This window comes from Flagellimonas sp., from assembly GCF_965233845.1.
Taxonomy (GTDB): Bacteria; Bacteroidota; Bacteroidia; order Flavobacteriales; family Flavobacteriaceae; genus Flagellimonas.
Window position 1 is genome coordinate 929075 of sequence record NZ_OZ247584.1, and the last position, 24900, is coordinate 953974.

20 protein-coding genes are annotated in these 24900 nt (G+C 42.4%); 5 read left to right on the top strand and 15 right to left on the bottom strand.

Annotated features, from left to right (window positions below; all coding sequences use genetic code 11):
* Positions 1 to 44 precede the first annotated feature (44 nt).
* A complete protein-coding gene (locus ACO6S0_RS04250; protein ID WP_422350767.1) occupies positions 45 to 3005 on the top strand; it encodes a response regulator in 2961 nt (986 codons plus the stop codon).
* Here ACO6S0_RS04250 and ACO6S0_RS04255 read toward each other — a convergent pair.
* The 3 genes from ACO6S0_RS04255 to ACO6S0_RS04265 form a co-directional block, all read right to left on the bottom strand.
* Positions 3002 to 3868, bottom strand: a complete 867-nt coding sequence (locus ACO6S0_RS04255) for an alpha/beta hydrolase (protein WP_422350768.1) — start codon at positions 3866 to 3868, stop codon at positions 3002 to 3004. The genes ACO6S0_RS04250 and ACO6S0_RS04255 overlap by 4 nt on opposite strands.
* A gap of 215 nt (positions 3869 to 4083) precedes the next feature.
* On the bottom strand, positions 4084 to 4449 hold the full coding sequence (locus ACO6S0_RS04260) for a DUF2200 domain-containing protein (protein ID WP_422350769.1): 366 nt from the start codon (positions 4447 to 4449) through the stop codon (positions 4084 to 4086).
* 45 nt (positions 4450 to 4494) lie between these two features.
* Positions 4495 to 5088 carry a TetR/AcrR family transcriptional regulator gene (locus ACO6S0_RS04265; RefSeq protein WP_422350770.1) on the bottom strand — a complete coding sequence of 198 codons (594 nt, stop codon included), beginning with the start codon at positions 5086 to 5088 and terminating at the stop codon, positions 4495 to 4497.
* Between the two features lie 72 nt (positions 5089 to 5160).
* Between ACO6S0_RS04265 and ACO6S0_RS04270 the strand changes: the two genes are divergently transcribed.
* A complete protein-coding gene (locus ACO6S0_RS04270) occupies positions 5161 to 5595 on the top strand; it encodes a cupin domain-containing protein (protein ID WP_422350771.1) in 435 nt (144 codons plus the stop codon).
* 6 nt (positions 5596 to 5601) lie between these two features.
* Here ACO6S0_RS04270 and ACO6S0_RS04275 read toward each other — a convergent pair whose 3' ends face one another.
* From ACO6S0_RS04275 to thrA, 9 genes are all read right to left on the bottom strand, one after another.
* Positions 5602 to 6198: a mobile mystery protein B gene (locus ACO6S0_RS04275; protein WP_422350772.1), complete on the bottom strand. Its 597-nt coding sequence runs from the start codon at positions 6196 to 6198 to the stop codon at positions 5602 to 5604.
* Positions 6189 to 6650, bottom strand: a complete 462-nt coding sequence (locus ACO6S0_RS04280) for a mobile mystery protein A (protein WP_422350773.1) — start codon at positions 6648 to 6650, stop codon at positions 6189 to 6191. The genes ACO6S0_RS04275 and ACO6S0_RS04280 overlap by 10 nt, the downstream gene beginning before the upstream one ends.
* A 170-nt stretch (positions 6651 to 6820) precedes the next feature.
* Positions 6821 to 7411: a DUF1684 domain-containing protein gene (locus ACO6S0_RS04285; protein ID WP_422350774.1), complete on the bottom strand. Its 591-nt coding sequence runs from the start codon at positions 7409 to 7411 to the stop codon at positions 6821 to 6823.
* Between the two features lie 100 nt (positions 7412 to 7511).
* A complete protein-coding gene (locus tag ACO6S0_RS04290; protein WP_422350775.1) occupies positions 7512 to 8330 on the bottom strand; it encodes a sugar nucleotide-binding protein in 819 nt (272 codons plus the stop codon).
* 3 nt (positions 8331 to 8333) lie between these two features.
* Positions 8334 to 9248 (bottom strand): glutaminase, encoded by a 915-nt coding sequence (locus tag ACO6S0_RS04295; RefSeq protein ID WP_422350776.1) that lies wholly within the window; start codon positions 9246 to 9248, stop codon positions 8334 to 8336.
* On the bottom strand, positions 9248 to 10333 hold the full coding sequence (gcvT, locus tag ACO6S0_RS04300; RefSeq protein ID WP_422350777.1) for a glycine cleavage system aminomethyltransferase GcvT: 1086 nt from the start codon (positions 10331 to 10333) through the stop codon (positions 9248 to 9250). Before gcvT ends, ACO6S0_RS04295 begins: the two co-directional genes overlap by 1 nt.
* A gap of 101 nt (positions 10334 to 10434) precedes the next feature.
* Complete coding sequence (thrC, locus tag ACO6S0_RS04305; protein WP_422350778.1) at positions 10435 to 11730, bottom strand: threonine synthase; 1296 nt, start codon at positions 11728 to 11730, stop codon at positions 10435 to 10437.
* Between the two features lie 6 nt (positions 11731 to 11736).
* Positions 11737 to 12657, bottom strand: coding sequence for a homoserine kinase (locus ACO6S0_RS04310; RefSeq protein WP_422350779.1), 921 nt, complete (start codon positions 12655 to 12657; stop codon positions 11737 to 11739).
* Between the two features lies 1 nt (position 12658).
* Complete coding sequence (gene thrA / locus ACO6S0_RS04315; RefSeq protein ID WP_422350780.1) at positions 12659 to 15103, bottom strand: bifunctional aspartate kinase/homoserine dehydrogenase I; 2445 nt, start codon at positions 15101 to 15103, stop codon at positions 12659 to 12661.
* A 250-nt stretch (positions 15104 to 15353) separates the two neighbouring features.
* Here thrA and ACO6S0_RS04320 point away from each other — a divergent pair, with 250 nt between their 5' ends.
* Entirely contained in the window at positions 15354 to 16889 is a 1536-nt protein-coding gene (locus ACO6S0_RS04320) for an NAD(P)H-hydrate dehydratase (protein ID WP_422350781.1), read from the top strand.
* 15 nt (positions 16890 to 16904) lie between these two features.
* On the opposite strand, the gene ACO6S0_RS04325 is transcribed toward ACO6S0_RS04320, so the two are convergent.
* Both ACO6S0_RS04325 and ACO6S0_RS04330 read right to left on the bottom strand, forming a co-directional pair.
* Complete coding sequence (locus tag ACO6S0_RS04325) at positions 16905 to 17306, bottom strand: STAS/SEC14 domain-containing protein (RefSeq protein WP_422350782.1); 402 nt, start codon at positions 17304 to 17306, stop codon at positions 16905 to 16907.
* Positions 17307 to 17460: 154 nt separating this feature from the next.
* Positions 17461 to 20016, bottom strand: coding sequence for an ATP-dependent Clp protease ATP-binding subunit (locus ACO6S0_RS04330; RefSeq protein WP_422350783.1), 2556 nt, complete (start codon positions 20014 to 20016; stop codon positions 17461 to 17463).
* Positions 20017 to 20277: 261 nt separating this feature from the next.
* Here ACO6S0_RS04330 and gyrA point away from each other — a divergent pair, with 261 nt between their 5' ends.
* Complete coding sequence (gyrA, locus tag ACO6S0_RS04335) at positions 20278 to 22800, top strand: DNA gyrase subunit A (protein WP_422350784.1); 2523 nt, start codon at positions 20278 to 20280, stop codon at positions 22798 to 22800.
* Between the two features lie 36 nt (positions 22801 to 22836).
* Complete coding sequence (locus ACO6S0_RS04340) at positions 22837 to 24099, top strand: tetratricopeptide repeat protein (RefSeq protein ID WP_422350785.1); 1263 nt, start codon at positions 22837 to 22839, stop codon at positions 24097 to 24099.
* A gap of 50 nt (positions 24100 to 24149) precedes the next feature.
* Here the strand turns inward: ACO6S0_RS04340 and ACO6S0_RS04345 are convergent, their stop codons facing one another.
* Positions 24150 to 24899, bottom strand: coding sequence for an NlpC/P60 family protein (locus tag ACO6S0_RS04345; RefSeq protein WP_422350786.1), 750 nt, complete (start codon positions 24897 to 24899; stop codon positions 24150 to 24152).
* Position 24900: the final 1 nt, after the last annotated feature.

Here is a 24900-nt window from a genome sequence, read left to right on the forward strand (position 1 = left end):
CCCATTCATATGCTTTTTGTACCTTTTTATGATTCAACCTTAAAATGAAGTCTTTAATTTCCATATTGTTCCTGCTCCTGGGTGTTTCCGTATCCTGGGGTCAAACCGAAAAGGAAATTGATTCCTTGAAACAATTGCTCAAGGGAAATACCAATGTTGAGGAATCGGTGGAAATAAATGAGCAACTTTTTGTGGCCTACCTCTATACTTCTCCTGATTCCGCGGACCGCTATCGAAAAAATATTCGAGAGATTTCCGTGAAAAACAACTATGTGAATGGCGAGTATCTCTATCAATCGCTTAGTGGGCGTTATCAATTTGCCAAATCCGACATTGATAGTGCCTTTTACCATATCGAAAAAGCCTCGAAAATCGCTGAAAAGCTTCAAAACAAATCCTATTTGGCGGACTGTTATAAGAAGATAGGTGTGATTTATAACATCCGAAGAAACGTCTCCTTATCCAAAAAGTATGCGCAGTTGGCCTTGTTCAATGCGAAACAAACCGACGATTGGAGAACCCTGTCTTCCATATACATCTTGTTGGGAAACCGGCATTTTGAGCTTACGGAATACCCAGAAGCCCTTACGTTTTATTTAAAGCTGGATTCTATTTATACCTCTCAAAATGAGTTGGACAAATCCTTAGCGGCAGCCTATACCAATATTGGGATGATATATTCCGAACTAAGAAATCCAGAAGCGGTACCGTACATTGAAAAAAGTATGGATATCTACCGGACTTTGGGATTGGAAGAGGGAGTGCATTACGGGGAGTTTGCCCTGGGGACACATTACGATCTGGTACAAGAGAATGAAAAGGCCATTCAACACTTGCTTAAGGCTGAGGAGTATTATGAATCTTATGGAGATTTGCTAATCCTTGGAAGCATTTATGGAAGATTGGGTGAAACCTACTTGGAAATTGACAACTTCGCAGATGCGGAGAAGTATCTTTTAAAAGCTTCTGCGATTCCAAAAAGTTCTGGACAAGAAGTGCGTAAGGTTACTAACCGGATCAACCTGGGAGATTTATATGGGCATAAAAAGCAGTACCAAAAAGCCATAGTTCATTTCAAAGAAGCTTTGGCACTTATTGAAGAGGATGGAAATGAGGAGTCTATGCGTATGCAACTTCTCAACGTTTATCGGGGACTGTATAGTGCTTACAAAGACAGCAATGATTTTAAGAGTGCCTTGGCGGCCCTTGAAAACCAAATGGAATTGGAAGCGATCGTCCAAAAATCCCAAAACGAGCTGGAAGTTGAGGAACTCAACAAAAAATATCAGACTGATAAACAACAGCAAGAAATAGAACTGTTGACTTCCCAATCGGAATTGGCCGAGCAAAAATCCAAAAATCAACGGAATTTGTTCGTTGGCAGTATTTCAGTTTTGGGATTGGCATTTATTACCTTGTTTTTTCTTTTTCGGAACAAACAAAAAACCAATCAACGATTAAAGGAACTGGAGGCGGCCAAATCCAAGTTCTTTGCCAATATTTCCCATGAATTCCGAACGCCCTTGACCTTGATTTCTGGCCCCGTTGCGCATCAGTTGTCCAAAAAAGAACTTTCTATGGATGATAAAACAGATTTAGGATTGATCCAACGAAATGCCAACCGTTTGCTGAAACTTGTAAATCAGATATTGGATTTATCCAAAATTGAATCGGGTAGTAGAAAACTTCGGGTTTCCAAGGGGAACATGGAACTTTTTATGACACATTTGATAGAACCTTTTCAGTATCGGGCCCAACAAACCGATGTGGTTTTCATTAGTCAGATTGATATCCCCAACAAGGCATGGTTTGATAGGGAAGTTGTGGAAAAAATTGTTACGAATCTTCTGTCCAATGCCATTAAGTACAATCAACGGCAAGGTCAAATCGAATTTATGGCTGTTCAGCTTGGGCAACAATTGAGTATCACTACGATCAACCAAAACAGTGACCTATCAGAAAAAGAACTACCGCTTTTGTTTGACCGTTTTTACCAAACCAATACGATGAACCAAGGTTTTGGTATTGGCCTTTCCCTGGTTCAGGAATTGGCAAATCTTGCCAAGGGAACGGTGCGCGCTTACAAACCCAATGAAGCAACCGTAGCATTTGAAGTAACTCTGCCGGTTTCAAAAAATGCCTTTTCCAAGACAGAAATCGTGACCGATGAGGATGTGCTGTCCAGCATAAAAGGGGATAGTGCCGATATGGGCCTGGAGCCAGATATGGCGGACAAATACGTTGAAGAAAGCTCCCTACCCGTACTGCTGGTAGTGGATGACAATTCAGAAATCAGGCTTTTTATCAAAACTCTTTTCAAAAAGGAATATAACATACTGGAGGCGGAAAATGGAGAAGTAGGGGAGAACATTGCATTGGAAACGATTCCTGACTTGATTATTTCCGACGTGATGATGCCGATAAAGAATGGAATCGAATTAAGCAATACGCTTAAAACCGATGAAAGGACCTCACATATCCCAATCATATTGTTGACCGCAAAATCTGGAGAGGAAAATGAGCTGGAAGGACTTAAAACAGGGGCAGATGCCTATATGATAAAGCCGTTTAAAGAAGAGAAATTAAGAGTGGTTATTGACAGGTTGATTGCCACTAGAACGGCCATTCAGGAAAAGTTTGGCAACCAACCGTTTTTTAAAGCCAAGAATGTTGAGCTCACCAGTGTGGACACGGAGCTTTTGAAACGAATCCAACACATACTGGATACGGAGTTGACCAATCCGGAGTTTAATGCCCAAACTTTTGCGGAACAGGTTGGCCTGAGTCGCATGCATTTACATCGCAAGTTAAAGGCACTAACCGGGCTTTCCACAACGGAATTTATTAGAAGCCAACGTTTAAAGCTTGCGGCCCACCTATTGGAAGAAGGACATAGCAGCATTGCCGAGGTAGCCTACGCCACAGGATTTAACCAACCCGCCTATTTTTCCACAGTCTTCAAGCAGGAGTTCGGACATTCGCCTTCGGACTTCATTGCCAATTAAGATACTTTGGCCCTCTGGTTTTTGTTGATATGCAAACCAATGTACTTTTCCAAATCTTGGTAATTGGTCTGGATTAGCCAATGCCCTCCATCCAATTCCAGATAATCATAGTCATTTTTCATGTATTGATGACTCTCATCTACGGAATAGAATCCAATGGCAAGGTCCTTTTTTCCCCAAATAAACAAGGTGGGAACATGGATATCCCCAAGTATCTTTCTGTTTGCAGCCATTTTCAGTAGTTTGTAGTTACTTCGGTAGTAATTTAGGGTGGCGGTCAATTGTTTAGGACTGCTAAAAATCTTTAGATATGCCTCTACTTCATCTGGTTCACTGTATTTCCACAGTCTTCGGAATGTCTTAAAATTGTTTTTTCGGATTCCCCGTTCCGGAAGATAGGGCCATTGAAAATTTTTGATGTACTGACTCATTTTACGCTGTTCCTTATTAACCACAATGGCTTTGCCAAAAGCTTGAGGATGGGGAACAGAAATCCCAGTCCAACTTAAAATGGCATCCTTATGATCATGGACCACTTTCCAACCCACAGCAGCTCCCCAATCATGCCCAACTAGGTGAAATTTTGACTTGCCCAGGACCTTGGAAATGTCCAAAACGTCTTGGGCCAGTTTATCTAGCCTGTAATTCTTTTTGCCACGAGGGCAGGCACCTTTGCTAAATCCCCTTTGGTCAGGTGCAACGCAATAGAATCCATTTTGTGAAAGGTGCGACATGAGTCTTCTCCACATATAGGAAGACTCTGGGAAACCATGTAAAAACAATATCAATTCACCTTCTTTATTGCCATCAACAAGGCAATCGAAGATTAGTTGGCCGGTTTTTATTTTAACGTTTTCAAACATGGTCTCGCAATGGACTTTTGTACAACAATTAACGGATTTGTTGTTTATTTCATTTGGTAAGGTAACTTTTTAAGTTCAAATGAAATCCAAACCGTAAAAGTATTACGACACAGGATTTAACCAATCGGCCTATTTTTTCACGGTCTTCAAGCAGGAGCTTGGACATTCGCCTTCGGACTATGCGGAAAGCAACTGAAAAGGTTATATAAAACCGCCTAGAGGGCTCTCAAAATCTTCTCCATCTTGCGCCCTTTGGCAAGTTCATCCACCAACTTGTCCAAATAGCGAACTTGTCGGGTAAGTGGCGTGGTGATGTCTTCAATACGGTACCCACAAATGACCCCTTTGATCAAATGGGCGTTGGGGTTCAAGCTAGCCTGAGCAAAGAACTCTTTAAAAGTGATTTTTTCGGATATGTGTTTCTGTAGGGTAATTTCATCGTAACCCGTTAACCAGGTAATCACCTGATGCAATTCTTCCTTGGAACGGCCTTTCTTTTCCACTTTGGATAAATAATGAGGGTAAACAGAGGTGAAGGTCATGCTGGCCATTCGCTGATCATGTTCGGGTGTTGTCGCCATTTTAATTGTTTATATTTTCATGTTGACTATTAGAGGCTTGGAAATCTATTCGTTCCCTGAAAGATAGCCCTTAAGAATCAATTGCATCCCCCATTTCAGCATTCTTTGGGATTCATTGTTGCTCAATCCGGCCACGTCCTTGGTCACAATCAAGGGTTCTATGCCCATAAAAAGGGTAAGTAGTTTGGCCAAATCCTTTTTTTCTTGGGACGGAAGGTTTTCTTTTTCCAAAGCCAAATTCAAGGCCTTGATCCTTCGGGCACCTCGTACGGATTTTGGAGTGGCAGGTATCACCACGGCACTTAAATATCGTCGGAAAAGGGGTTCATTGTCCAGGGAAAGTCTATTGAAATAATCTTGGATGCCCAAGACCTTTTCTTCCAGACTTTTATCCTGATAGTTCTCCAAAATAGCTTCAGAATTGAGGGTATTGATATCCAAACTGGCCTCTGTGGTCAAGATTTCCACGTTGGAATAATACCTATAAATGGTTGCCCGGGATACTCCAGACTTTTGAGCTACATTCTCTAGATTAAAGCCCTTTCCCTTTTTTAAGAAGTACTGGGCACTTTTCAAAATTTTGTCTCGGGTTTCCAGTTTTTGATTGGTACGCCCTGTTTGGATGTAATCCTCATTCATGAGACAAATATCTTATAAGTTTTTGAAAAACCAAAAAGATCCTCTATGTTTGTGAGACAAACGTCTTATAAAATGGAAAATTCGAACACTAGATGGGTGTTGGGGCATAAGGTAACCGTTCATGATACCACTGGGGACTATGATCTAATGTATGCTGAAACACCACCTCATGTACCTGGGCCACCACCGCATTTGCACAATTCGTACAAAGAGTCCTTTTTGATTTTGGAAGGGGAAATGGAGTTTATGGTCAATGGGGAAATAAGGAATGTAAGGGCAGGGGAATCAGTGGACATTCCTCCCAAAACCTTGCACACCTTTGGAAACAAAAGTAATGCGCCCTGCAAATGGATCAACATTCACAGTCCAAAGGGATTTAGGGAGTTTTTTGAGCAAATGGGCTTACCTGCCCAACATGAAAAGTCCCAAGAAAATTCCGTTGCTCCAGAAATCATTGGGAAAGTCATTGCTACTGCCGCGGATTTTGATATGGTGATCAAGGCTTAACGCCTTCTACCTTAGCGCAAAGTCCAAAAGTGGTTTTATGTCTCCTTGATCCGCTTTTTTCAAGGCCCTGATATAAGACTTTCTTACTGCATCTGGCTTGGTCATATTTCCTTGATGCCATGAAAATACTTCCTTGCCAAAAACAGATTCCATGATCACATCGGCCATTAATCGTGAATGTCTCCCATTGCCGTTGGGGAAGCAATGAATGCTCACAATCCGATGTTTGAATCGTATGGCAATCTCTTCTGGGACATAGGTATCGTTTACTATCCAGTATAGGGTGTCATCGAGCAAGGTTTTTAGCTCAATGTTGATTTGATGCCAAGAAACGCCTAAATTCTTTTCCGATTTTCGGAATTCGCCTGCCCATTTCCAAACATCCCCGTACATTCTTTTGTGAAGGTTTTTGATGAACTTTTCGGTCAGCACCTTCTCTGGCGTGAGCTTGTTACGGATGGTCCACTCCACTGCCCTTTCAATGTTCAATTGCTCAAGTTCGTCCAACTCGCCCTGTGTGGTGATGGACTTAATTTTTAAACCTTCTTTTTCCTCTTCGTTTATAGGGGTCTGTCCAGGTGCATAGTGCAAATTTAATCCCATAGCGACCTTCTGACCTCCCTGCTAAGCTCCTCGGTAAGATCCTTTATGGCCTTATCAACTTTGCCACCTTCTATGCCTTGATCTTCCAACCGCATGTTTTGATGGGTTCGTAGCACTATTTTTTGGGCGAGTTCTTCAGCCTTGCGTTTGATAAGCTGATCCAAGGAACCATCTTTAGGAACAAAACCATATACCAATTGCAGGTCTAGGGCCTCAGCTACAGCTCTTAATTTGTTAACACTGATTTGACCGGTGGCTTCACGCTCCTCAATTTTTTGCACAGCACCTTTGGTTGAGCCAAGTTTGAGGCCCAACTGAAGCCGGGTCATGTTAATAGTGGTTCGGATAGTATATATCCAACCTTTTTCTGGAAGTTGAACCGATTTGGCATCAGTAAACTTCCCCAGTTTTTGATTCAGTTGTTCTAAAAGAAGTTGTTTTTTGTTTCTCATGACTCCAAATAGTATACATATATATATGTAAATTACTTCAAAAGTATACAAATAAATATAATAATTAAAATAAAAGTATACATATATGTAAAATTTAATATAATTTAGCCTTTGAATTTAGCAGATATCTCTCCCGTCAAATGCTTAATTGCGTTGTTATTGGCAATACCTCAAATTTTAATCCCAGCATTTATATGGACTGGCAGATTGTTCTCTTTGGGTGGAATGGGGCAGGAGTATTTTTTGTTGTAGGCACAGTACGGATTATAGGCCTTGTTGAAATCAATGACTATGGTGTCTCCTTCCGGTATTTCCATATCAATAAACCTTCCACCTCCATAGGTTTCGTTGCCATTAGTGAGGTCTGTAAAAGGCAAGAACAGGTGATTTTTATATTTCTCGGTCTCACGAAGTCGGTGGTTTTGGTAAATGTTCAATTTTAGTGTTTGCCCATTTAATTGAAAAGTAGCCACCCCGTAAACTTTGTAGGTGGGCAACCTATCTGTGGTGGTTTTCATTAAAAAAGGAACAGCATTGACTGCCCTTTCAAATGTTGCCACGACTTTAAAGTTCTCATCTATGGGAAAGAAGTCGTGCCCCTTAAATTTTTTAAGGTCTTTTTGGGTCAGGGGTGATTTTTCTTCGTCGCTATAAAAATCATTTAGCTCGTTTTGATATTCAACAATGGAGTCCTGGTAGGTTTGACCAATACCAAAATTTATGGCGAGTAACAGACTAAAAAGGAGTAGTGATTTCTTCATTTTGTGGATTATTTGATTTTTGGAATTTGGGTTTTGTGTAAAAGGCGAAGGGTGAAAGCAACGGGTTAATTGATAATTGTTCATTGCCCATTGTAAATTGTCAAACCGGAATATGATGATCAATAATCTCCTGATACTTTACCCGTAGATTCTTCGGTAATTTGTTGTGTTTGGGCAATGCGGCCAGATAACGGTCTTCGTTGGTGGTGAACACCCGCTTTAAAATAGGGTGGAAGTTCCCCATTTTTTTAATGATTTCTTTGATAAACTCCTCATGCTGGATGAGATCCTTGCTTCCCAAATGGAAAATGCCCGTTTTGTCCCTGTTGATGAGGTAGTGGATTTGTTGAGTTAGCCGGTCGTCGTTGGTGACGTTGACAATGAGGTTGGGAAATACTTCGATGGGTTCATGGGCCTCCAAATGCACTTTGATTTCCTTTACTCGGGGGGAGGTATTTCCAAAGACCATGGGCACCCTGAGGATGGCCGCCTTTTCCTTGGGTAACCGCATCATCATGTTCTCAATCTTGATTTTGAGCCTACCGTACACACTTTCAGACAAGGTTTTGTCATACTCGTAAGAAGGAAATTTACTATAAGCATCAAAAACATTGGCGGAAGAAATAAAGTACAGCCTCGCCTCATTTTTGATGAGGTATTCCATCATATGCTCATGCGCCTGTATTTGGGCAGCAAACTCGCCTCGAAGGGCTGAGATGATAAAATCCGGGCGAACATCATCCAGTAACCTTACAATATCATCCTCACGCATGTCATAACGGAGAAATTGCCCATTATCACTATAGATGGTGGTGCGGCAATAGGTGCCAAAAGTGTTGAAATAGTTGCAGAGCTCTTTATAAATGGCATTGCCAATAAAGCCACTGGCTCCCAATATGAGTATCTTCTTTTTATCCAAAAACTAAAAAATTGACAAACCGGTTTCGGTTGTTAACTGCTCCAACGCCAGCATCCCCAGCTTGGAATTTCCTTTTTCATTGAGTCCCGGCGACCAGGTGGCCACACAAAAATGGTTGGGCAATAGGGCCACGATACCACCTCCTACACCACTCTTTCCGGGTAAGCCCACTTCGAAGGCAAATTCCCCGGCCTCATCATAAAACCCGCAGGTGAGCATGATGGCATTGATACGCTTTACTTGCGATAGATTGATATAGTTGTTGTTTTGCAAACAATTGCCCCGATTCATAAAAATATAGAACACCTTGACCAGCTGCTCACAGCTCATGGCAATGGCGCAGGAATGGAAATAGAAATCGAGGACATCCTCCACATCATGCTCCAAATTCCCAAAGGACTTAATCAGGTTGGCCGCAGCATAATTTCTAAACCCCGTTCTTTTTTCGGACTCGGCCACTTCCAAATCGTAATCAATGGAAGCATCACCAGCAATATTACGGATGTATTGTATAAATTCTTGCTTCGGATTTTTGAGTTGGGACAACAATACATCACAGACCACAATAGCTCCGGCATTGATCAAGGGATTTCTGGGAATCCCATTTTCCATTTCCAAAAGGGACAGATGGTTGAAGGGATCTCCCGAAGGTTCCACATCCACCCTTTCCCAAAGCGCATCGCCTACCTTGGCAAAGGCCATGGAGAGTAGAAGTACCTTGGATACACTCTGGATGGAAAACCGTTCCTGCGCATCACCCACGGAAAATTGTTGGGCATTGCTATCCAAAATGGAAATGCCAAATTTGTTGGCATCCACTTTGGAAAGTTCCGGGATATAGTCAGCCACCCGACCCTTATCAAAACATTGTTGAATGTTCGTTTGTATTTGGTCTAAAATGGGCTGAAAATCTATCATTATCCCTTATAAAATGGAAGTTTTACGATGGTTGCCTTTACTTGTGCCTTTCGGATTTGGATAAAGATTTCGGTATCCACTTGGGAAAGCTCTTTTGGCACATATCCCAATCCAATCCCTTTGGAAAGGGAAGGAGACATGGTTCCAGAGGTCACTTTTCCAATCTCGTTGCCATCTGCATCCACAATGGAATAACCCTGTCTAGGAATACCTCGTTCCTGAAGTTCGAAAGCAATAAGTTTGCGAGTGACCCCAGCTTCTTTTTGGGCAGCCAAAGCCTCGCTGTTCACAAAATCCTTTGTGAATTTGGTGATCCAACCCAAACCAGCCTCTAGGGGAGAAGTGGTGTCATCAATATCATTTCCGTACAGGCAATATCCCATTTCCAATCGGAGCGTGTCCCTAGCGGCCAGGCCAATAGGTTTGATGCCAAAATCGGCTCCCGCCTCCAGGACTTTGTCCCAGACCTGTTGTACTTCAGTGTTTTTACAATAGATTTCAAACCCACCTGAACCTGTATACCCCGTAGCGGAAATAATTACATGGTCAATCCCTGCAAAATCCCCTACCACAAAGTTGTAAAATTTGATTTCCGATAGGTCAATGGAAGACAGCGATTGCATAGCCTCCACCGCCTTTGGTCCTTGAATGGCCAATAGGGAATAGTCATCAGAGATATTTTTCATCGCTGCCCCAATGGACTCATTATATTTTGAAATGTGGTTCCAATCTTTTTCAATATTGGAAGCGTTGACCACCAATAAATAGGTTTCCTCCTTAACCTGATAGATGATAAGATCATCCACAACCCCACCAGTCTCGTTGGGCATGCAGCTATATTGAGCCTTGCCCACCGTAAGCTTGGTAGCGTCATTGGAACTTACTTTTTGGATAAGCTCTAATGCCTTCGGCCCTTCTATCAAAAATTCACCCATGTGCGAAACATCGAAGACCCCAACGGCCTGGCGTACGGTTTCGTGTTCCACGTTTACCCCTTCGTAGGAAACGGGCATATTATACCCTGCAAAAGGAACCATCTTGGCACCAAGAGCAATATGGGTTTGAGTTAATGCAGTTGATTTCATTATGTCCAGTTTACGGGGTAAATTTATTCGAATTCGGGAAAGAAACACCTAAAAATTCCGAATCTTTTAAACAATATGGTGTTAACTGGAAGATGGGGCGGTTAGCTGCCCAATAAATAAGATTTTAGGCCTTCGTAATTATCTATTTTGATGGATTTTTTCTCCTTGTCCATCACCTTTTGAATTTGGGTCGGAATATCAGGACTTATACCCAAGGTTTCTTCTACTACATCCAAAAATTTTACGGGATGCGCGGTTTCCAAGAAGATACCGTAGGTGTCCGGATTGACTTTTTGATATTCTTTTAGTCCCAAGTATCCTACTGCTCCATGCGGGTCTGCCACATACCCTGAATTTTGGTGGATGGTTTTCATGGTCTCCCTAGTAGTAGCATCCGAAAAGGAAAAGGAGGAGAGGTTATCCCGCAAATTGTCCAATTTATCTTGATATAAATGTCGTATCCGAACAAAATTGCTGGGGTCGCCCACATCCATGGCATTGGAGATGGTGGCAATAGAAGGTAGCGGTTCGTATACGCCATTTTTCAAGAAATTAGGAACCACTTTATTGACATTGGTAGCTGCTACAAAATGCTTTACAGGCATACCTAGTTTTTGGGCCACCATTCCGGCACAAATGTTCCCAAAATTTCCGGATGGTACGGAAAACACAATTTCCTTTCCTTGGGATTTGGCCTGTTTATAGGCAAACAAAAAGTAGAACAACTGGGGTAACCAGCGAGCAACATTGATGCTATTGGCCGAGGTCAATTTTTTGTGGTCAGTGATTTCGGTATCCAAAAAGGCGGTTTTAACCATGCGTTGACAATCGTCAAAAACCCCGCTCACTTCCATGGCCACAATGTTCTGGCCCAAGGAGGTCAGTTGCCGTTCTTGGATGTCCGATACCTTTCCGCTAGGGTACAGGATGACCACATTCACGCCAGCCACTCCCAAGAATCCATTGGCCACTGCACCTCCTGTATCCCCAGAAGTGGCCACCAAAACCGTTACCTCCGTTTTTTCTCCTTTGGAGAAATGGCCCAAGCAGTTGGCCATAAATCGCGCTCCCACATCCTTAAAGGCCATGGTGGGACCGTGAAAAAGTTCCAAGGTGGCCACCTTTTCCTCGATTTCCACCACTGGAAAATCAAAGTCAAGCACGTTGGCAATGATTTCCCGTAAGGCTTCATCTTCAATGTCATCCTTTACAAATTGATGAATGGCCTGGAAAGCAATTTCATGGTTGGATAAGGTCTCTATTTGGTCAAAAAAATCAGTAGGTAAAGCTTCTATCTTCTCGGGAAAATAAAGGCCTTTGTCTGGCGCAATTCCAGCTATAACGGCTTCTTTGAAACTTGCTTGATTTTCTGGATTGTTTAAACTGTAAAACTTCATGGAAAATTAGAGTGGTTTCACCCCTTGGGTATTTACTTTGGAAACATGAATGTCAAAATCGATACCAATGGAACTATAGGTTTTGTGCATGGCTTCGGCTACTTTTTGAGCGATGGATTCCCCTTTGCTCAAAGCAAAAATGGACGGACCAGAACCGGAAATCCCACATCCCAGGGCACCAGCCTGTAGTGCATTTTGTTTGATGGTATCAAATCCAGGAATCAAAATGGAACGAATAGGCTCTACCACATGATCTTCCAAGGAACGACCAATGAGGTCGTAATCGTTCTGGAACAGTCCGGCAACCAATCCCCCGAGATTCCCCCACTGCCGAATCCCCGTTTCAAGGGTGAGTTTGGTCTTTAGGATTTTGCGGGAATCCGATGTCTTTATTTCTATCTGCGGATGAATGACGGTAGCAAACAACTCATTTGGAGTGGGAATGGAAACGACATCCAAGGGTTCATAACTACGAACCAAAGTGAAGCCACCATAAATGGCTGGAGCCACATTATCCGCATGGGCCACACTACTTGCCAATTTTTCTCCCTGCATGGCAAATTGGGTCAACTCCAAATTGGAAAAAGGCCTTTCCAACAACTCGTTCATGGCCCAAACCGCTCCTGCTGAGCTTGCAGCGCTACTGCCAATACCACTTCCGGGCTTGATTCGTTTGTCAATTTCTATCTCGAATCCACCCTCATAGTTGCTTTGTTCCAATAAAGCCAATCCAGCAACTCCAGAAACATTCTTTTCCGTTTCCAAGGGCAAATCCTGACCCTCTATCTTGGTGATTTTGATACCTTTTTCAAGAGTCTTACGGACAACCATCTTGTCCCCAACGGAATCCAAGGCCAGTCCCAAAACATCAAATCCGCAGGAAACATTGGCAATAGTGGCCGGGCAAAAAACTTTGATCTCTTCCATCCTAAAAGTTTCCGATTCTGATAATATCCGCAAAGATACCGGAAGCTGTGACATCTGCTCCCGCACCCGCTCCTTTTATGATCATAGGTTGGTTGGGATAGCGTTCCGTAAAGAACAGCACAATATTGTCGCTTCCCTCTAGATTATAGAAATCGTGTCCTTTTGGAATCTTTTGCAATCCTACTTTGGCTTTCCCATTTTCAAACTGGGCTACGTATTTAAGCTTACTGTCAACATCTTTGGCTTCCTTGAAAAGCTGTTGAAACCCATCTTCATGCTTCTTCAATGACTCAAAAAAGGCTTCGTTGGATTCCGTGTCCAAGCTCTCTTGGGGCAGAAAAGCTTCGTTTTCAATTTGTTCAATATCCAATTGATTGCCACTTTCACGGGCCAAAATCAATATTTTCCGCATTACATCAATTCCGCTAAGGTCTATGGTGGGGTCGGGTTCGGTGTAGCCTTCTTCTTGGGCCTGCTTTACGATATCGTGGAAGGTGACTTCGTCATTAAAATTGTTGAAGACAAAATTCAAACTCCCAGAAAGCACGGCTTGTATCTTGTTTACTTTATCTCCAGAGGCAATCAGGTTTTTTAGGGTATCGATAATTGGTAATCCCGCACCTACATTGGTCTCAAACAAAAATGGCGCATTGTATTTTTTTGCCAGTTGCTTCAATTCCTTGTATAAAGTATAATCCGAAGAACAGGCAATCTTGTTGCAGGTTACCACGGAGATGCTATTTTTTAGATAGTTGGGATAGCTGTTGGCCACTTGATCGCTCGCTGTGTTATCCACGAATACACTATTTCGGAAGTTGAGCTCGGTAACCCTGTCAAAGAATTTTTCCTTGTCCGCCTTTTGGCCATTGGCCAGTACGGATTCCCATTCTTGTAGATTAATCCCATTTTCGTCAAAGGCCATGGTCCTGGAATTACTGATTCCGATAACCCGGACGTTCAATCTCAGTTCATCCTTCAGGTATTGATGTTGCTGCTGAATCTGTTTCAAGAATTTGGAACCAACATTTCCTACCCCCATTACAAAGAGGTTCAGCTGTTTGATGTTCTCTTCAAAGAATTCTTCATGCAGGGAGTTCAAGGCTTTTTTTACGTCGGTTTTCTTGATAACCGCAGAAATGTTTCGCTCCGAAGCCCCTTGAGCAATGGCTCGGATGTTCACATTGTTTTTTCCCAAGGTACTGAACATCTTCCCGCTTAATCCTTGATGACTCTTCATATTGTCGCCTACCAAGGCAACAATAGTCAGGTCCTTTTCAACAATGACGGGTTTGATTTTTTTTCGGGCCATTTCATATTCGAAGGCCTCACTGACTGCTTCCACCGCACGGTCTACATCCTCATCAGCAATTCCAACACAGATACTATGTTCCGAAGAAGCTTGGGTAATCAAAACCACACTGATATTCTCCAAGGAAAGCGTCTCAAAAAAACGTTTGGAAATTCCAGGAATTCCTATCATACCAGGCCCTTCCAAAGACAACAAACTAATGTTGTCCACATGGCTAATGCCCCTAACGGTTTTTCCGCCTCCATTGGTGTTTTTGGTGATCATGGTACCCTTATCATTAGGGCTAAATGTGTTTTTGATGACAATAGGAATTTCCTTGCCCAACACAGGTTGTATGGTGGGAGGGTACAGCACTTTGGCTCCAAAATGGGAGAGCTCCATGGCCTCTTCATAGCTAATATGGGCCACACATTTAGCTTGTTTTACCAATCTGGGGTTGGCGGTGTACATTCCACTAACATCTGTCCAAATCTCCAAAAAGGAAGCATCTACGGCCGCTGCCACAATCGCAGCCGTGTAGTCGGAACCCCCACGACCCAAGGTTGTGGAATTTCCATCAGTGCTTGAGGCTACAAAGCCGGGCAGTATATGGATTTGATGTTTGTCATTTTTGAAGTATTCCTGGCAGTTGGCATTGGTTTTTTCAAAATTGACCACGGCTTTTCCGTAGGAGTTATCTGTTACGATCAGCTCTCTGCTATCTTTAAAAATCGCATCTAGGCCTTCCGCCATAAAAAATTCACTAATGATGTAGGAGGAGAGTAATTCCCCGTAGCTCACAATCTTATCGGATAGTTTGGGTGTTATCTCGCCAATAAGAAAGGAGCCTTCCAACAGCGTTTCCAAAATGTTCAGGTCGCTTTTAACCTTACTGAGGATAGAACTTTGATTTTGCACGGGAATCAACGCCTTGATGACTTCAATGTGGCGTTGTTCAATTTGTTCCAAACCTGATTTGTATGCATCGTTCTGTTCGGATGCCTGTTGTAGTGTGTTCAGTAACACATCGGTAATACCTCCCAGTGCCGAGACTACTACCGCCAGTTTTTCGTTGGAACTGTTTTGGACAATGGATTTTACCTTCTTTATATTTTCTGGATTGGCGACTGAAGTACCACCAAATTTTAGGACTTTCATGATTAATGTGGTTGTAAAATGTTGAAATTAATTTAAGGACGGACGGAAATAATATACAGACTACCCCAAAGGGGTGATGGTAGTCAAAGCGAAGATGGATGAAGAAGTGTTCATCTTGAAGGGTTCAATATCCGTTTGTTTAAATTGCATTGTACAGTAATCAGGTTCAAAAGTAGTACTTTTGGTAGCTTCCTCAAATGATTCTAAAATTTTTACGAAATCCATAGCAATTGTTAATTTTTCTTGTTGAATGAAAATTTTTACCGCGAACCAAATCTATAAGGCTGACAAATTCACAATTGAAAAACAGCAAATTCCCAGTGATTCCTTAATGGAAAGGGCTGCAACCCAACTTTTTGAGTGGATTCATTCCCGATTGCAGGGCGCTGAAGTCACTATTCAATTGTTTTGCGGTATTGGCAACAACGGAGGCGATGGAATAGCCTTGGCGAGACTACTCAAGGAGGCAGACTATAATATACAAGTGCATGTGGTCAACTATAGTGAAAAGCGCTCCAAGGATTTCCTGTTGAATTTGGAGCGATTAAAAGACCGTAAAATTTGGCCTGAATTTCTTAATGACGATTGCGTGATGCCGGAAATATCACCCAATGATATCATTGTTGATGCCATTTTTGGGATTGGTTTGAACAGGGCACCTAGTGAGTGGGTAGGTAAACTCATTGAGCATATCAATGCTTCCCAGGCTTTTGTACTTTCTGTGGATATTCCTTCGGGCTTGCCCAGTGATAGGATGCCTTGGAACGCAAATCATGTGGTAAGAGCCAGTTACGTGCTTAGTTTTCAAGTACCCAAACTCGTTTTCTTTTTACCGGAAACCGGTGTCTATCAGAATCAATGGGAGCTATTGGATATAGGTCTTGATGCTGAATTTCTGATCCAGGAAGAGGTGGACTATGAGTTCATGACCCAGTTTGATGTACAACCCATTTATCGACCTCGACTTAAATTTTCCCATAAGGGAACCTATGGTCATGCGGTGATCGTGGGAGGGGGTTATGGTAAAATTGGAGCGGTGCAGATGGCAGCTAATGCTTGTCTGAGCGTTGGAGCTGGTCTGGCAACTGCTTTTGTACCTGAATGTGGGTATCATTCTTTACAAACGGCCCTACCAGAGGCCATGGTGCTTACAGATACCGAGGATGATTACATTTCTGAAATCAAAATCCCATTCACGCCAAATGTTATAGGCATTGGAATGGGGATGGGAACCAAGGAAGAAACGGTACAAGCTTTTGGGAAATTCTTGAAAGAAGTTGATTTTCCATTGGTAATAGACGCTGACGGGTTGAACATCTTGTCGCAAAACCCCAAATTGTTGAAAGACGTTCCCAAGCAGTCCATTTTAACCCCTCACCCCAAAGAATTGGAGCGTTTGATAGGGGAGTGGGAGGATGATTTTGATAAATTGGATAAGGCTAAAACTTTTGCCTCCAAGCATGACATTGTATTGGTAATCAAAGGGGCGCATACCATTACACTTTATGGTGGAAAAGGGTATGTGAACAGTACTGGAAATCCTGGAATGGCCACTGCTGGTAGTGGAGATGTGCTAACAGGAATGATAACCGGTTTGGTGGCCATGGGGTATAAACCGCTTCCAGCAACAGTGCTAGGGGTTTACCTGCATGGGTTGGCAGGTGATATAGGGGCTTCCTTGGTAAGTTACGATGCCCTTAAGGCGGCCGGAATCATTGAAAGTATTGGAAAAGCGTATTTGGAACTTTTTAAAAGACCAGAACCTCAAGAAGAAAAAGGAACTTAGGCAGTGTCCCTTTTCTTATTTTTTTTTGAGTCTTTTCTTTACCCATGCCAAGGCATTGTCATACTCAATAAAGAACTCCATGTTCTTTTTGTAGAAAAGCTTCTCTATCTTAAAATTGTGCATGTCAATTTCCTTTTTGGAAACAATGGCAAAAGCCTTAAGGTTTTGCATGCCTCTTAAATAATTATAGATGGTAGGGTCTACGGCATACGAATTTTTGCGTAGGCTGATATAGCCAAAATCCTTATCCCTAAAGTGTATTTCCGAAATTCCGATGATTTGATAGGCTCGTTCCAGTGTCATTGTGGCCCCTTCTTCAAACGTGGCGACCATGTAGTTGTCAAAAACTTGTACGGTTCCAATATCCAACTGGTATTCCCGCACAATTATAGCCTTCTTATTAGAAGCAATTCTCATTCCCCAAAATTATAGTGTCTCTCATTACGAAGGTATGGGGAACACCCAATGGCTAGAAAAAATTTAGATTAAAAGCGTAAATATCGTTTGTACGGTACATTTGAAATAAAAAGAGCCCCGTACAACGGAGCTCCTTCACTAAGTTTGTATTAATTTATTGTTCCGCTTCAGGAGACTTTTCCTGCTTTTTGATTTTGATGGTGAGTTCTTCTTTTTTCTCATCCAAATCCATGAAAATGCTGTCCCCTTCCTCTAGTTTGGAGTTCACAATTTCCTCTGCCAAGGCATCTTCAATATACTTTTGGATGGCCCGCTTCAACGGACGTGCTCCGTACTGCTTATCAAAACCTTTTTCAGCAATATAATCCTTGGCTTTCTTGGAAAGCTTCAAATCATACCCTATGTCCTTGATTCGGCTGAAAAGCTTATCCAATTCAATATCAATAATCTTGTGGATATCCTCTCTTTCCAGCGGATTAAACACAATCACGTCGTCAATCCTGTTTAAAAATTCAGGAGCAAAAGCCTTTTTGAGCGCATTTTCGATAACACTTTTTTGATGACTATCCGCCTGCGCCTTTTTGGCAGCAGTTCCGAATCCAACGCCTTGACCAAAATCCTTCAACTGGCGTGCGCCAATATTGGAAGTCATGATTATGATGGTATTCCTGAAATCAATTTTTCGCCCAAGGCTATCCGTCAAGTAGCCATCATCAAGTACCTGAAGTAACATGTTGAAGACATCTGGGTGTGCTTTTTCCACCTCGTCCAACAAGATAACGGAATAGGGCTTTCTTCTAACCTTTTCGGTCAACTGACCACCTTCTTCATAACCCACATATCCGGGAGGTGCTCCCACCAACCTTGAAATGGCGAATTTTTCCATGTATTCGCTCATATCGATTCGAATCAAAGCATCTTCGGAATCAAAAAGCTCCTTGGCCAAAATTTTGGCCAACTGTGTTTTACCAACCCCGGTTTGACCCAAAAAGATAAACGAACCAATAGGTTTGTTGGGATCCTTAAGACCAGCTCGATTACGTTGAATGGCCTTGGCCACTTTGGCAACTGCTTCATCCTGACCAATAACAAAACCTTTGATCAAGTCTGGTAGCTCTGCCAATTTATTGCTTTCAGTTTGTGCAATTCTGTTGACGGGGATACCGCTCATCATCGAAACAACATCAGCTACGTTGTCCTCAGAAACCGTCTCTCTGTGCAATTTGCTTTCTTCTTCCCAGCGTTCTTGGGCTGAAGCCAGTTCTTTTTCCAAGCGCTTTTCATCATCACGAAGCTTGGCGGCTTCCTCGTACTTCTGTTTTTTGACCACGCTATTCTTCAATTCCCTGACATCTTCCAGCTGGTTTTCCAGCTCCAAAATTTGTTTGGGAACATCCATATTCACAATATGGACACGCGAACCTGCTTCATCCAGGGCGTCAATAGCCTTGTCCGGTAAAAAGCGGTCTGTCATATATCTATTGGTCAATTTTACACAGGCCACTATGGCATCATCGGTATAATTGACGTTGTGATGATCCTCGTACTTGCTCTTGATATTCATCAGGATTTCTATGGTTTCCTCTACTGAGGTAGGTTCTACCATTACCTTTTGAAAACGTCTTTCCAAGGCTCCATCCTTTTCTATATACTGTCGGTATTCGTCCAAAGTGGTCGCTCCAATACATTGAATTTCGCCCCGGGCCAATGCCGGTTTAAACATATTGGAAGCATCCAAGCTTCCCGTGGCCCCACCAGCACCCACTATGGTATGAATCTCATCAATAAAGAGAATAATGTTGTCGTTCTTCTCCAGCTCGTTCATAACCGCCTTCATTCGCTCCTCGAACTGTCCACGGTATTTTGTGCCGGCCACCAAGGATGCCAAATCTAGGGTAACCACCCTTTTGTTATAAAGTATCCTGGAAACTTTTTTATTGATAATGCGTAAGGCCAAACCTTCGGCAATGGCACTTTTACCTACACCGGGCTCACCGATCAACAGCGGATTGTTTTTCTTTCTACGACTTAATATTTGGGATACCCGTTCAATTTCCTTTTCCCTACCTACCACTGGATCCAGTTTGTTCTCTTCGGCAAGTCGGGTAAGGTCACGTCCAAAATTATCCAACACTGGTGTTTTGGATTTCTTGCTACCCTTTTGGGAAGAACTGGAACCAAAGCTACTTTCCTTGGAATCCCCAGTTTCTTCAGGATCGTTTGGAAAGGATTCGGCCTGTGGAGTGTCCATGTAGTCATCATCACTGGTGATCATGGACTTGAACTGCTCCTTTACGTTATCGTAATCCACTTTAAGCTTGTGAAGCAATTTGGTGGTTGGGTCATTTTCGTTGCGAAGGATACACAGCAACAGGTGGGCTGTGTTGATGGAAGAACTCTGGAAGAGCTTGGCTTCCAAAAAAGTCGTCTTAAGTGCTCTTTCTGCCTGTCTTGTCAAATGTAGGTTCTTCTTGTCCTTTTGGGTTGTTCCGGTATTGGGATTCGCCGGACTTAGAATCTCCACTTTTCTTCTCAAGTGATCCAAGTCTACATCCAAGGCGTCCAAAATGTTAATGGCTTTGCCATTTCCATCACGCAAAAGACCTAGCATCAAATGTTCTGTACCTATAAAATCATGCCCCAATCTAAGGGCTTCCTCTTTGCTATATGCTATAACGTCTTTTACTCTTGGGGAAAAATTATCATCCATACACTTCCTTTTCAGCAATTAAAATTAATAAAAGTATCATTACAGTAGTCAAATACCGTACCCATATTCGATAAACTAGTAGTAAAAGTCGAAATAAAGTGCATTTTTTTAACGCTTTAACATAGGTTTATCATCTTGTCGGGGCCTATACATATGCTGTTGATAATTTTTTTAATAAAGTAAGCCGCAAGTGTTTTGAAAGGTGCGATTTTGCGTATATTGGCATGATATTTTAACCACAAAAAACAACAAGATTTTAGCATGGCGGAAGGAGAAAAGTTAATTCCTATCAACATTGAGGATGAGATGAAATCTGCCTACATTGATTACTCAATGTCGGTCATTGTGTCACGTGCCCTGCCAGATGTCAGGGACGGACTTAAGCCTGTTCATAGAAGAGTACTTTTTGGAATGCACGAGCTAGGGGTTAGATCTACAAGTGCGCATAAGAAATCGGCCCGTATTGTGGGTGAGGTTCTGGGTAAATACCATCCACATGGTGATACATCGGTTTACGATACCATGGTGCGGATGGCCCAGGAATGGAGTTTGAGATATATGTTGATTGATGGGCAGGGTAACTTTGGTTCCGTAGATGGGGATAGCCCAGCGGCCATGCGTTATACCGAGGCCCGAATGCGAAAGATTGCCGACGATATGTTGGCAGATATTGACAAAGACACCGTTGACCACCAACTAAATTTTGACGATTCCTTAAAGGAGCCTACCGTATTGCCGGCCCGAATCCCAAACCTATTGGTCAATGGAGCTTCCGGTATTGCCGTGGGTATGGCTACCAATATGCCACCCCATAACCTATCTGAAGTGGTGGATGGTACAGTTGCCTATATAGACAACAAGGATATTGAGATTGATGAGTTGATTACCCACATCAAAGCCCCTGATTTTCCAACTGGGGGAATCATATATGGTTATGATGGGGTAAAAGAAGCCTTCCATACGGGACGTGGACGTGTGGTAATGCGGGCCAAGGCCAGTTTTGAAGAAGTTCAAGGTCGGGAATGCATTATTGTAACCGAAATTCCATATCAGGTCAATAAGGCCGATATGATCAAGAAGACCGCGGATCTGATCAACGATAAGAAAATTGAGGGGATTTCTGCCATCAGGGATGAGTCCGATAGAAAAGGAATGCGTATTGTGTACATTCTAAAACGCGACGCCATTCCCAATATCGTGCTTAACATGCTATATAAGTATACGGCACTTCAATCGTCCTTTAGTGTGAACAACATTGCCTTGGTCAAGGGACGTCCAAAATTGTTGAACTTAAAGGAAATCATTGGTCATTTTGTGGACCATAGGCATGAGGTGGTTGTCCGTAGGACCAAGTTTGAGCTGAAGAAAGCCGAGGATAGAGCCCATATTTTGGAAGGATTGATCATTGCATCGGACAATATCGATGAGGTGATTGCCATTATTAGGGGGTCTTCCAATGTGGATGAAGCTCGTAGCAGTTTGATGGAACGATTCAAGCTTACCGAGGTACAGGCGAAGGCCATTGTTGAGATGCGCTTGCGCCAACTTACAGGACTGGAACAGGATAAACTTCGAGAAGAATACGACGAATTGTTGAAGACCATTGAGGATTTGAAGGACATTCTGGACAAGAAAGAGCGAAGAATGCAGATCATCAAAGATGAACTTCTGGAAGTGAAGGAGAAGTATGGTGATGAGAGAAGGTCCGAAATTAATTTTGCAGGTGGTGATTTGAGCATTGAGGATATGATTCCAGATGAGCAAGTGGTCATTACCATTTCCCATGCCGGATATATCAAAAGGACTCCGCTAACGGAGTACAAGACCCAAAATAGGGGTGGTGTGGGACAAAAAGCATCCTCTACCCGAAATGAAGACTTTTTGGAGCACCTTTTTGTGGGTACCAACCACCAATATATGTTGTTCTTTACCCAAAAAGGAAAATGCTTCTGGATGCGGGTCTACGAAATTCCAGAAGGAAGTAGGACTTCCAAGGGTAGAGCTATTCAGAATTTGATCAATATCGAATCCGAAGACAAGGTAAAGGCCTTTATATGCACCCAAGACCTAAAGGATGAAGATTATGTAAATTCGCATTATGTGATCATGGCTACCAAGAAGGGTACAGTTAAAAAGACTTCCCTGGAGCAGTATTCAAGGCCGCGTCAAAATGGAATCAATGCTATTACCATTAGAGATGAGGATGAATTGCTGGAAGCAAAACTGACCACAGGAACAAGTCAGATATTCCTTGGATTGAAATCTGGTAAAGCCATCCGTTTTGAAGAAAGCAAGACCAGACCTATGGGGCGTAATGCTTCAGGAGTGAGAGGTATTACCCTTGCTAGTGAAGATGATGAGGTTATCGGAATGGTGTCCGTGCACAATTTTGAGGATGACATTCTGGTGGTTTCTGAAAATGGATACGGAAAACGTTCAACCATTGATGACTATAGAACCACCAATAGAGGAGGTAAGGGGGTCAAAACGATTTCCATTACCGACAAAACCGGAGGTTTGGTTGCCATAAAAAATGTGTCGGATACCGATGATTTGATGATCATCAACAAATCAGGTATTGCCATCCGAATGAGTGTAGAGGACTTAAGGGTCATGGGAAGAGCCACACAAGGAGTTCGACTCATTAACCTCAAAGGAAACGATTCCATCGCTGCAGTGGCCAAAGTTATGAAGGATGAAGATGCCATGGATGAAACGGATATCCTTGATATTGAGGTAAATGGAGAAGATGGCACAGCAATTGATAATAATACGGAAGATTAAAAAGAATAATCAGTAAACACTAATAATTAAATTAAAATGAAGACTAAAATTTTAATAGTAATGGCCCTTGCGGTTTCAGCGATAGGTTTTTCCCAGAAAAACGAAATCAAGGCAGCTGAAAAAGCACTAAAAGGTGGAGATACACCAGCTGCTAAAGCCGCTTTGGAAAGTGCTTCATCTTCTATTGATGGAGCTGATGCTAGATTACAGGCGCAATATTATGCAGTTAAGGGTAACGTATATTTGGATTTGGCCAACAAAGGAGATGCCGACGCGTTCCAAACTGCAATTGATGCGTTCAACAAAGTAATTTCTGTTGAAGAAGCCAGTGGGAAGGAAAAATATACAACGGTTGCTACACAAAGCTTGGCTCAAATCACAGCTGACTTGGTAAATGCTGCTGTGGAGGATAACGGAAATAAAAATTTCGAAGCCGCTGCCGAGAAATTGTACATGAGCTACAAGTTGAGCCCAACCGATACACTTTACCTGTACTATGCGGCCAGTAGCGCTGTAAACGGGCAGCATTATGAAAAAGCACTTAGCTACTATAATGAACTTAAGGAAATTGGGTATGATGGAAGTGGAGTAAACTACACTGCTGTCAATGTACAGACAGGTGAGGTGGAAACTATGGATGAAACCACCCGTAACTTATACGTTAAAGCGGGCACCCACAAAGACCCAAAAGATGAAAGAACTGAATCCAAAAAAGCGGAAATTGTAAAGAACGTTGCACTTATCTATCAGCAGTTGGGTGATAATGACAAAGCTTTGGCCGCTTATTCAGATGCAAGGGCGGTTGATGCCAATGACGTGAACCTTGTGCTCGGTGAAGCCAATCTTTACTACGCTATGGGTAACAAGGACAAGTTTAAGGAGTTGATGGCTGAAGCTTCGGCAATGGCCCCTGACAATGCCGATTTGCTTTATAATATTGGAGTTATCAATATGGAGCAAGGAAATCTGGAAGACGCGAGAGCTGCATATAAAAAGGCTTTGGCCGTAGATCCAGGATATATCAATGCCCTTTTGAATCTTTCCACCACTTATGTTAACGAAGGTAATGGTCTTATTGACGAAATGAACGCTTTAGGAAACTCAAGAGCGGATATCGCCAGATACGATGAGCTTAAGAAGCAAAAAGATGATTTGTTCTTGGAAGGCGCCCAAATTTTGGAAGATGCCCTAAAGACCAATCCAGATAACCAAAGTGTATTGACACAGTTGAAAAACATCTACGGAGCATTGGGTGATACCGAAAACTTTATGCGCGTTAAAAAGCTATTGGGAGAGTAGTTTTATTTAGTTCTTCCATTAAAAAAGCCCCGACATTGTCAGGGCTTTTTTTATATAATCTTCTTTATGACCCTGAGTTTATGGGTATAGATTTTTTCATCAGTATTAAAAATACCTGTATGATCCAAACGATCTATCCGCACATGTCCATGGGTGTGAATGATGTAGTTGTCCTTGAGTATGATTCCCACATGATCTATAAGACCTTCATTGTTGTCAAAAAAGGCCAAATCCCCTGGCTCACTTTCTTCAATAAAGCTGAGCGCCTCTCCTTGCTGGGATTGCTGTTCAGCATTTCGTTTTAGACTATATCCGTTGATTTTATAGACCATTTGCGTAAAACCGGAACAGTCAATTCCAAAGGGTGTTTTGCCTCCCCATAAATAAGGGGTGTTCAAATAAAGCAGCGCAGTGTCCACCAAATTAGACTTTGGGTGCTGACTTTCGATGGCATGGCCCTCAAACGTATGCCGTAATAAATTTGCAACAGAAGTTACCGAGCCCATTACAATGGGAAGTAGCATTCCCTCCGAGGTACAGATATGGGAGACAATATCGGCAGCTAGATTTGGGGTGATGTTATCCAAACCCTTATAATCCTCTTCAGAAATTAACGTGAATTGGTTGTTGGGAATCCAACCTTCGCATTTATCGTAAGCAACACGGATTTTACTCCACCTTTTCCTGTTTTCCACAACTTTGAAATGCTCCCCATAAAGTAATTGGGACACCATTTCGGTGCAATCTTCAGGGTTCACCCTAATGGGAACAATACTGAGGTGGCAGATTCCATATTGCATG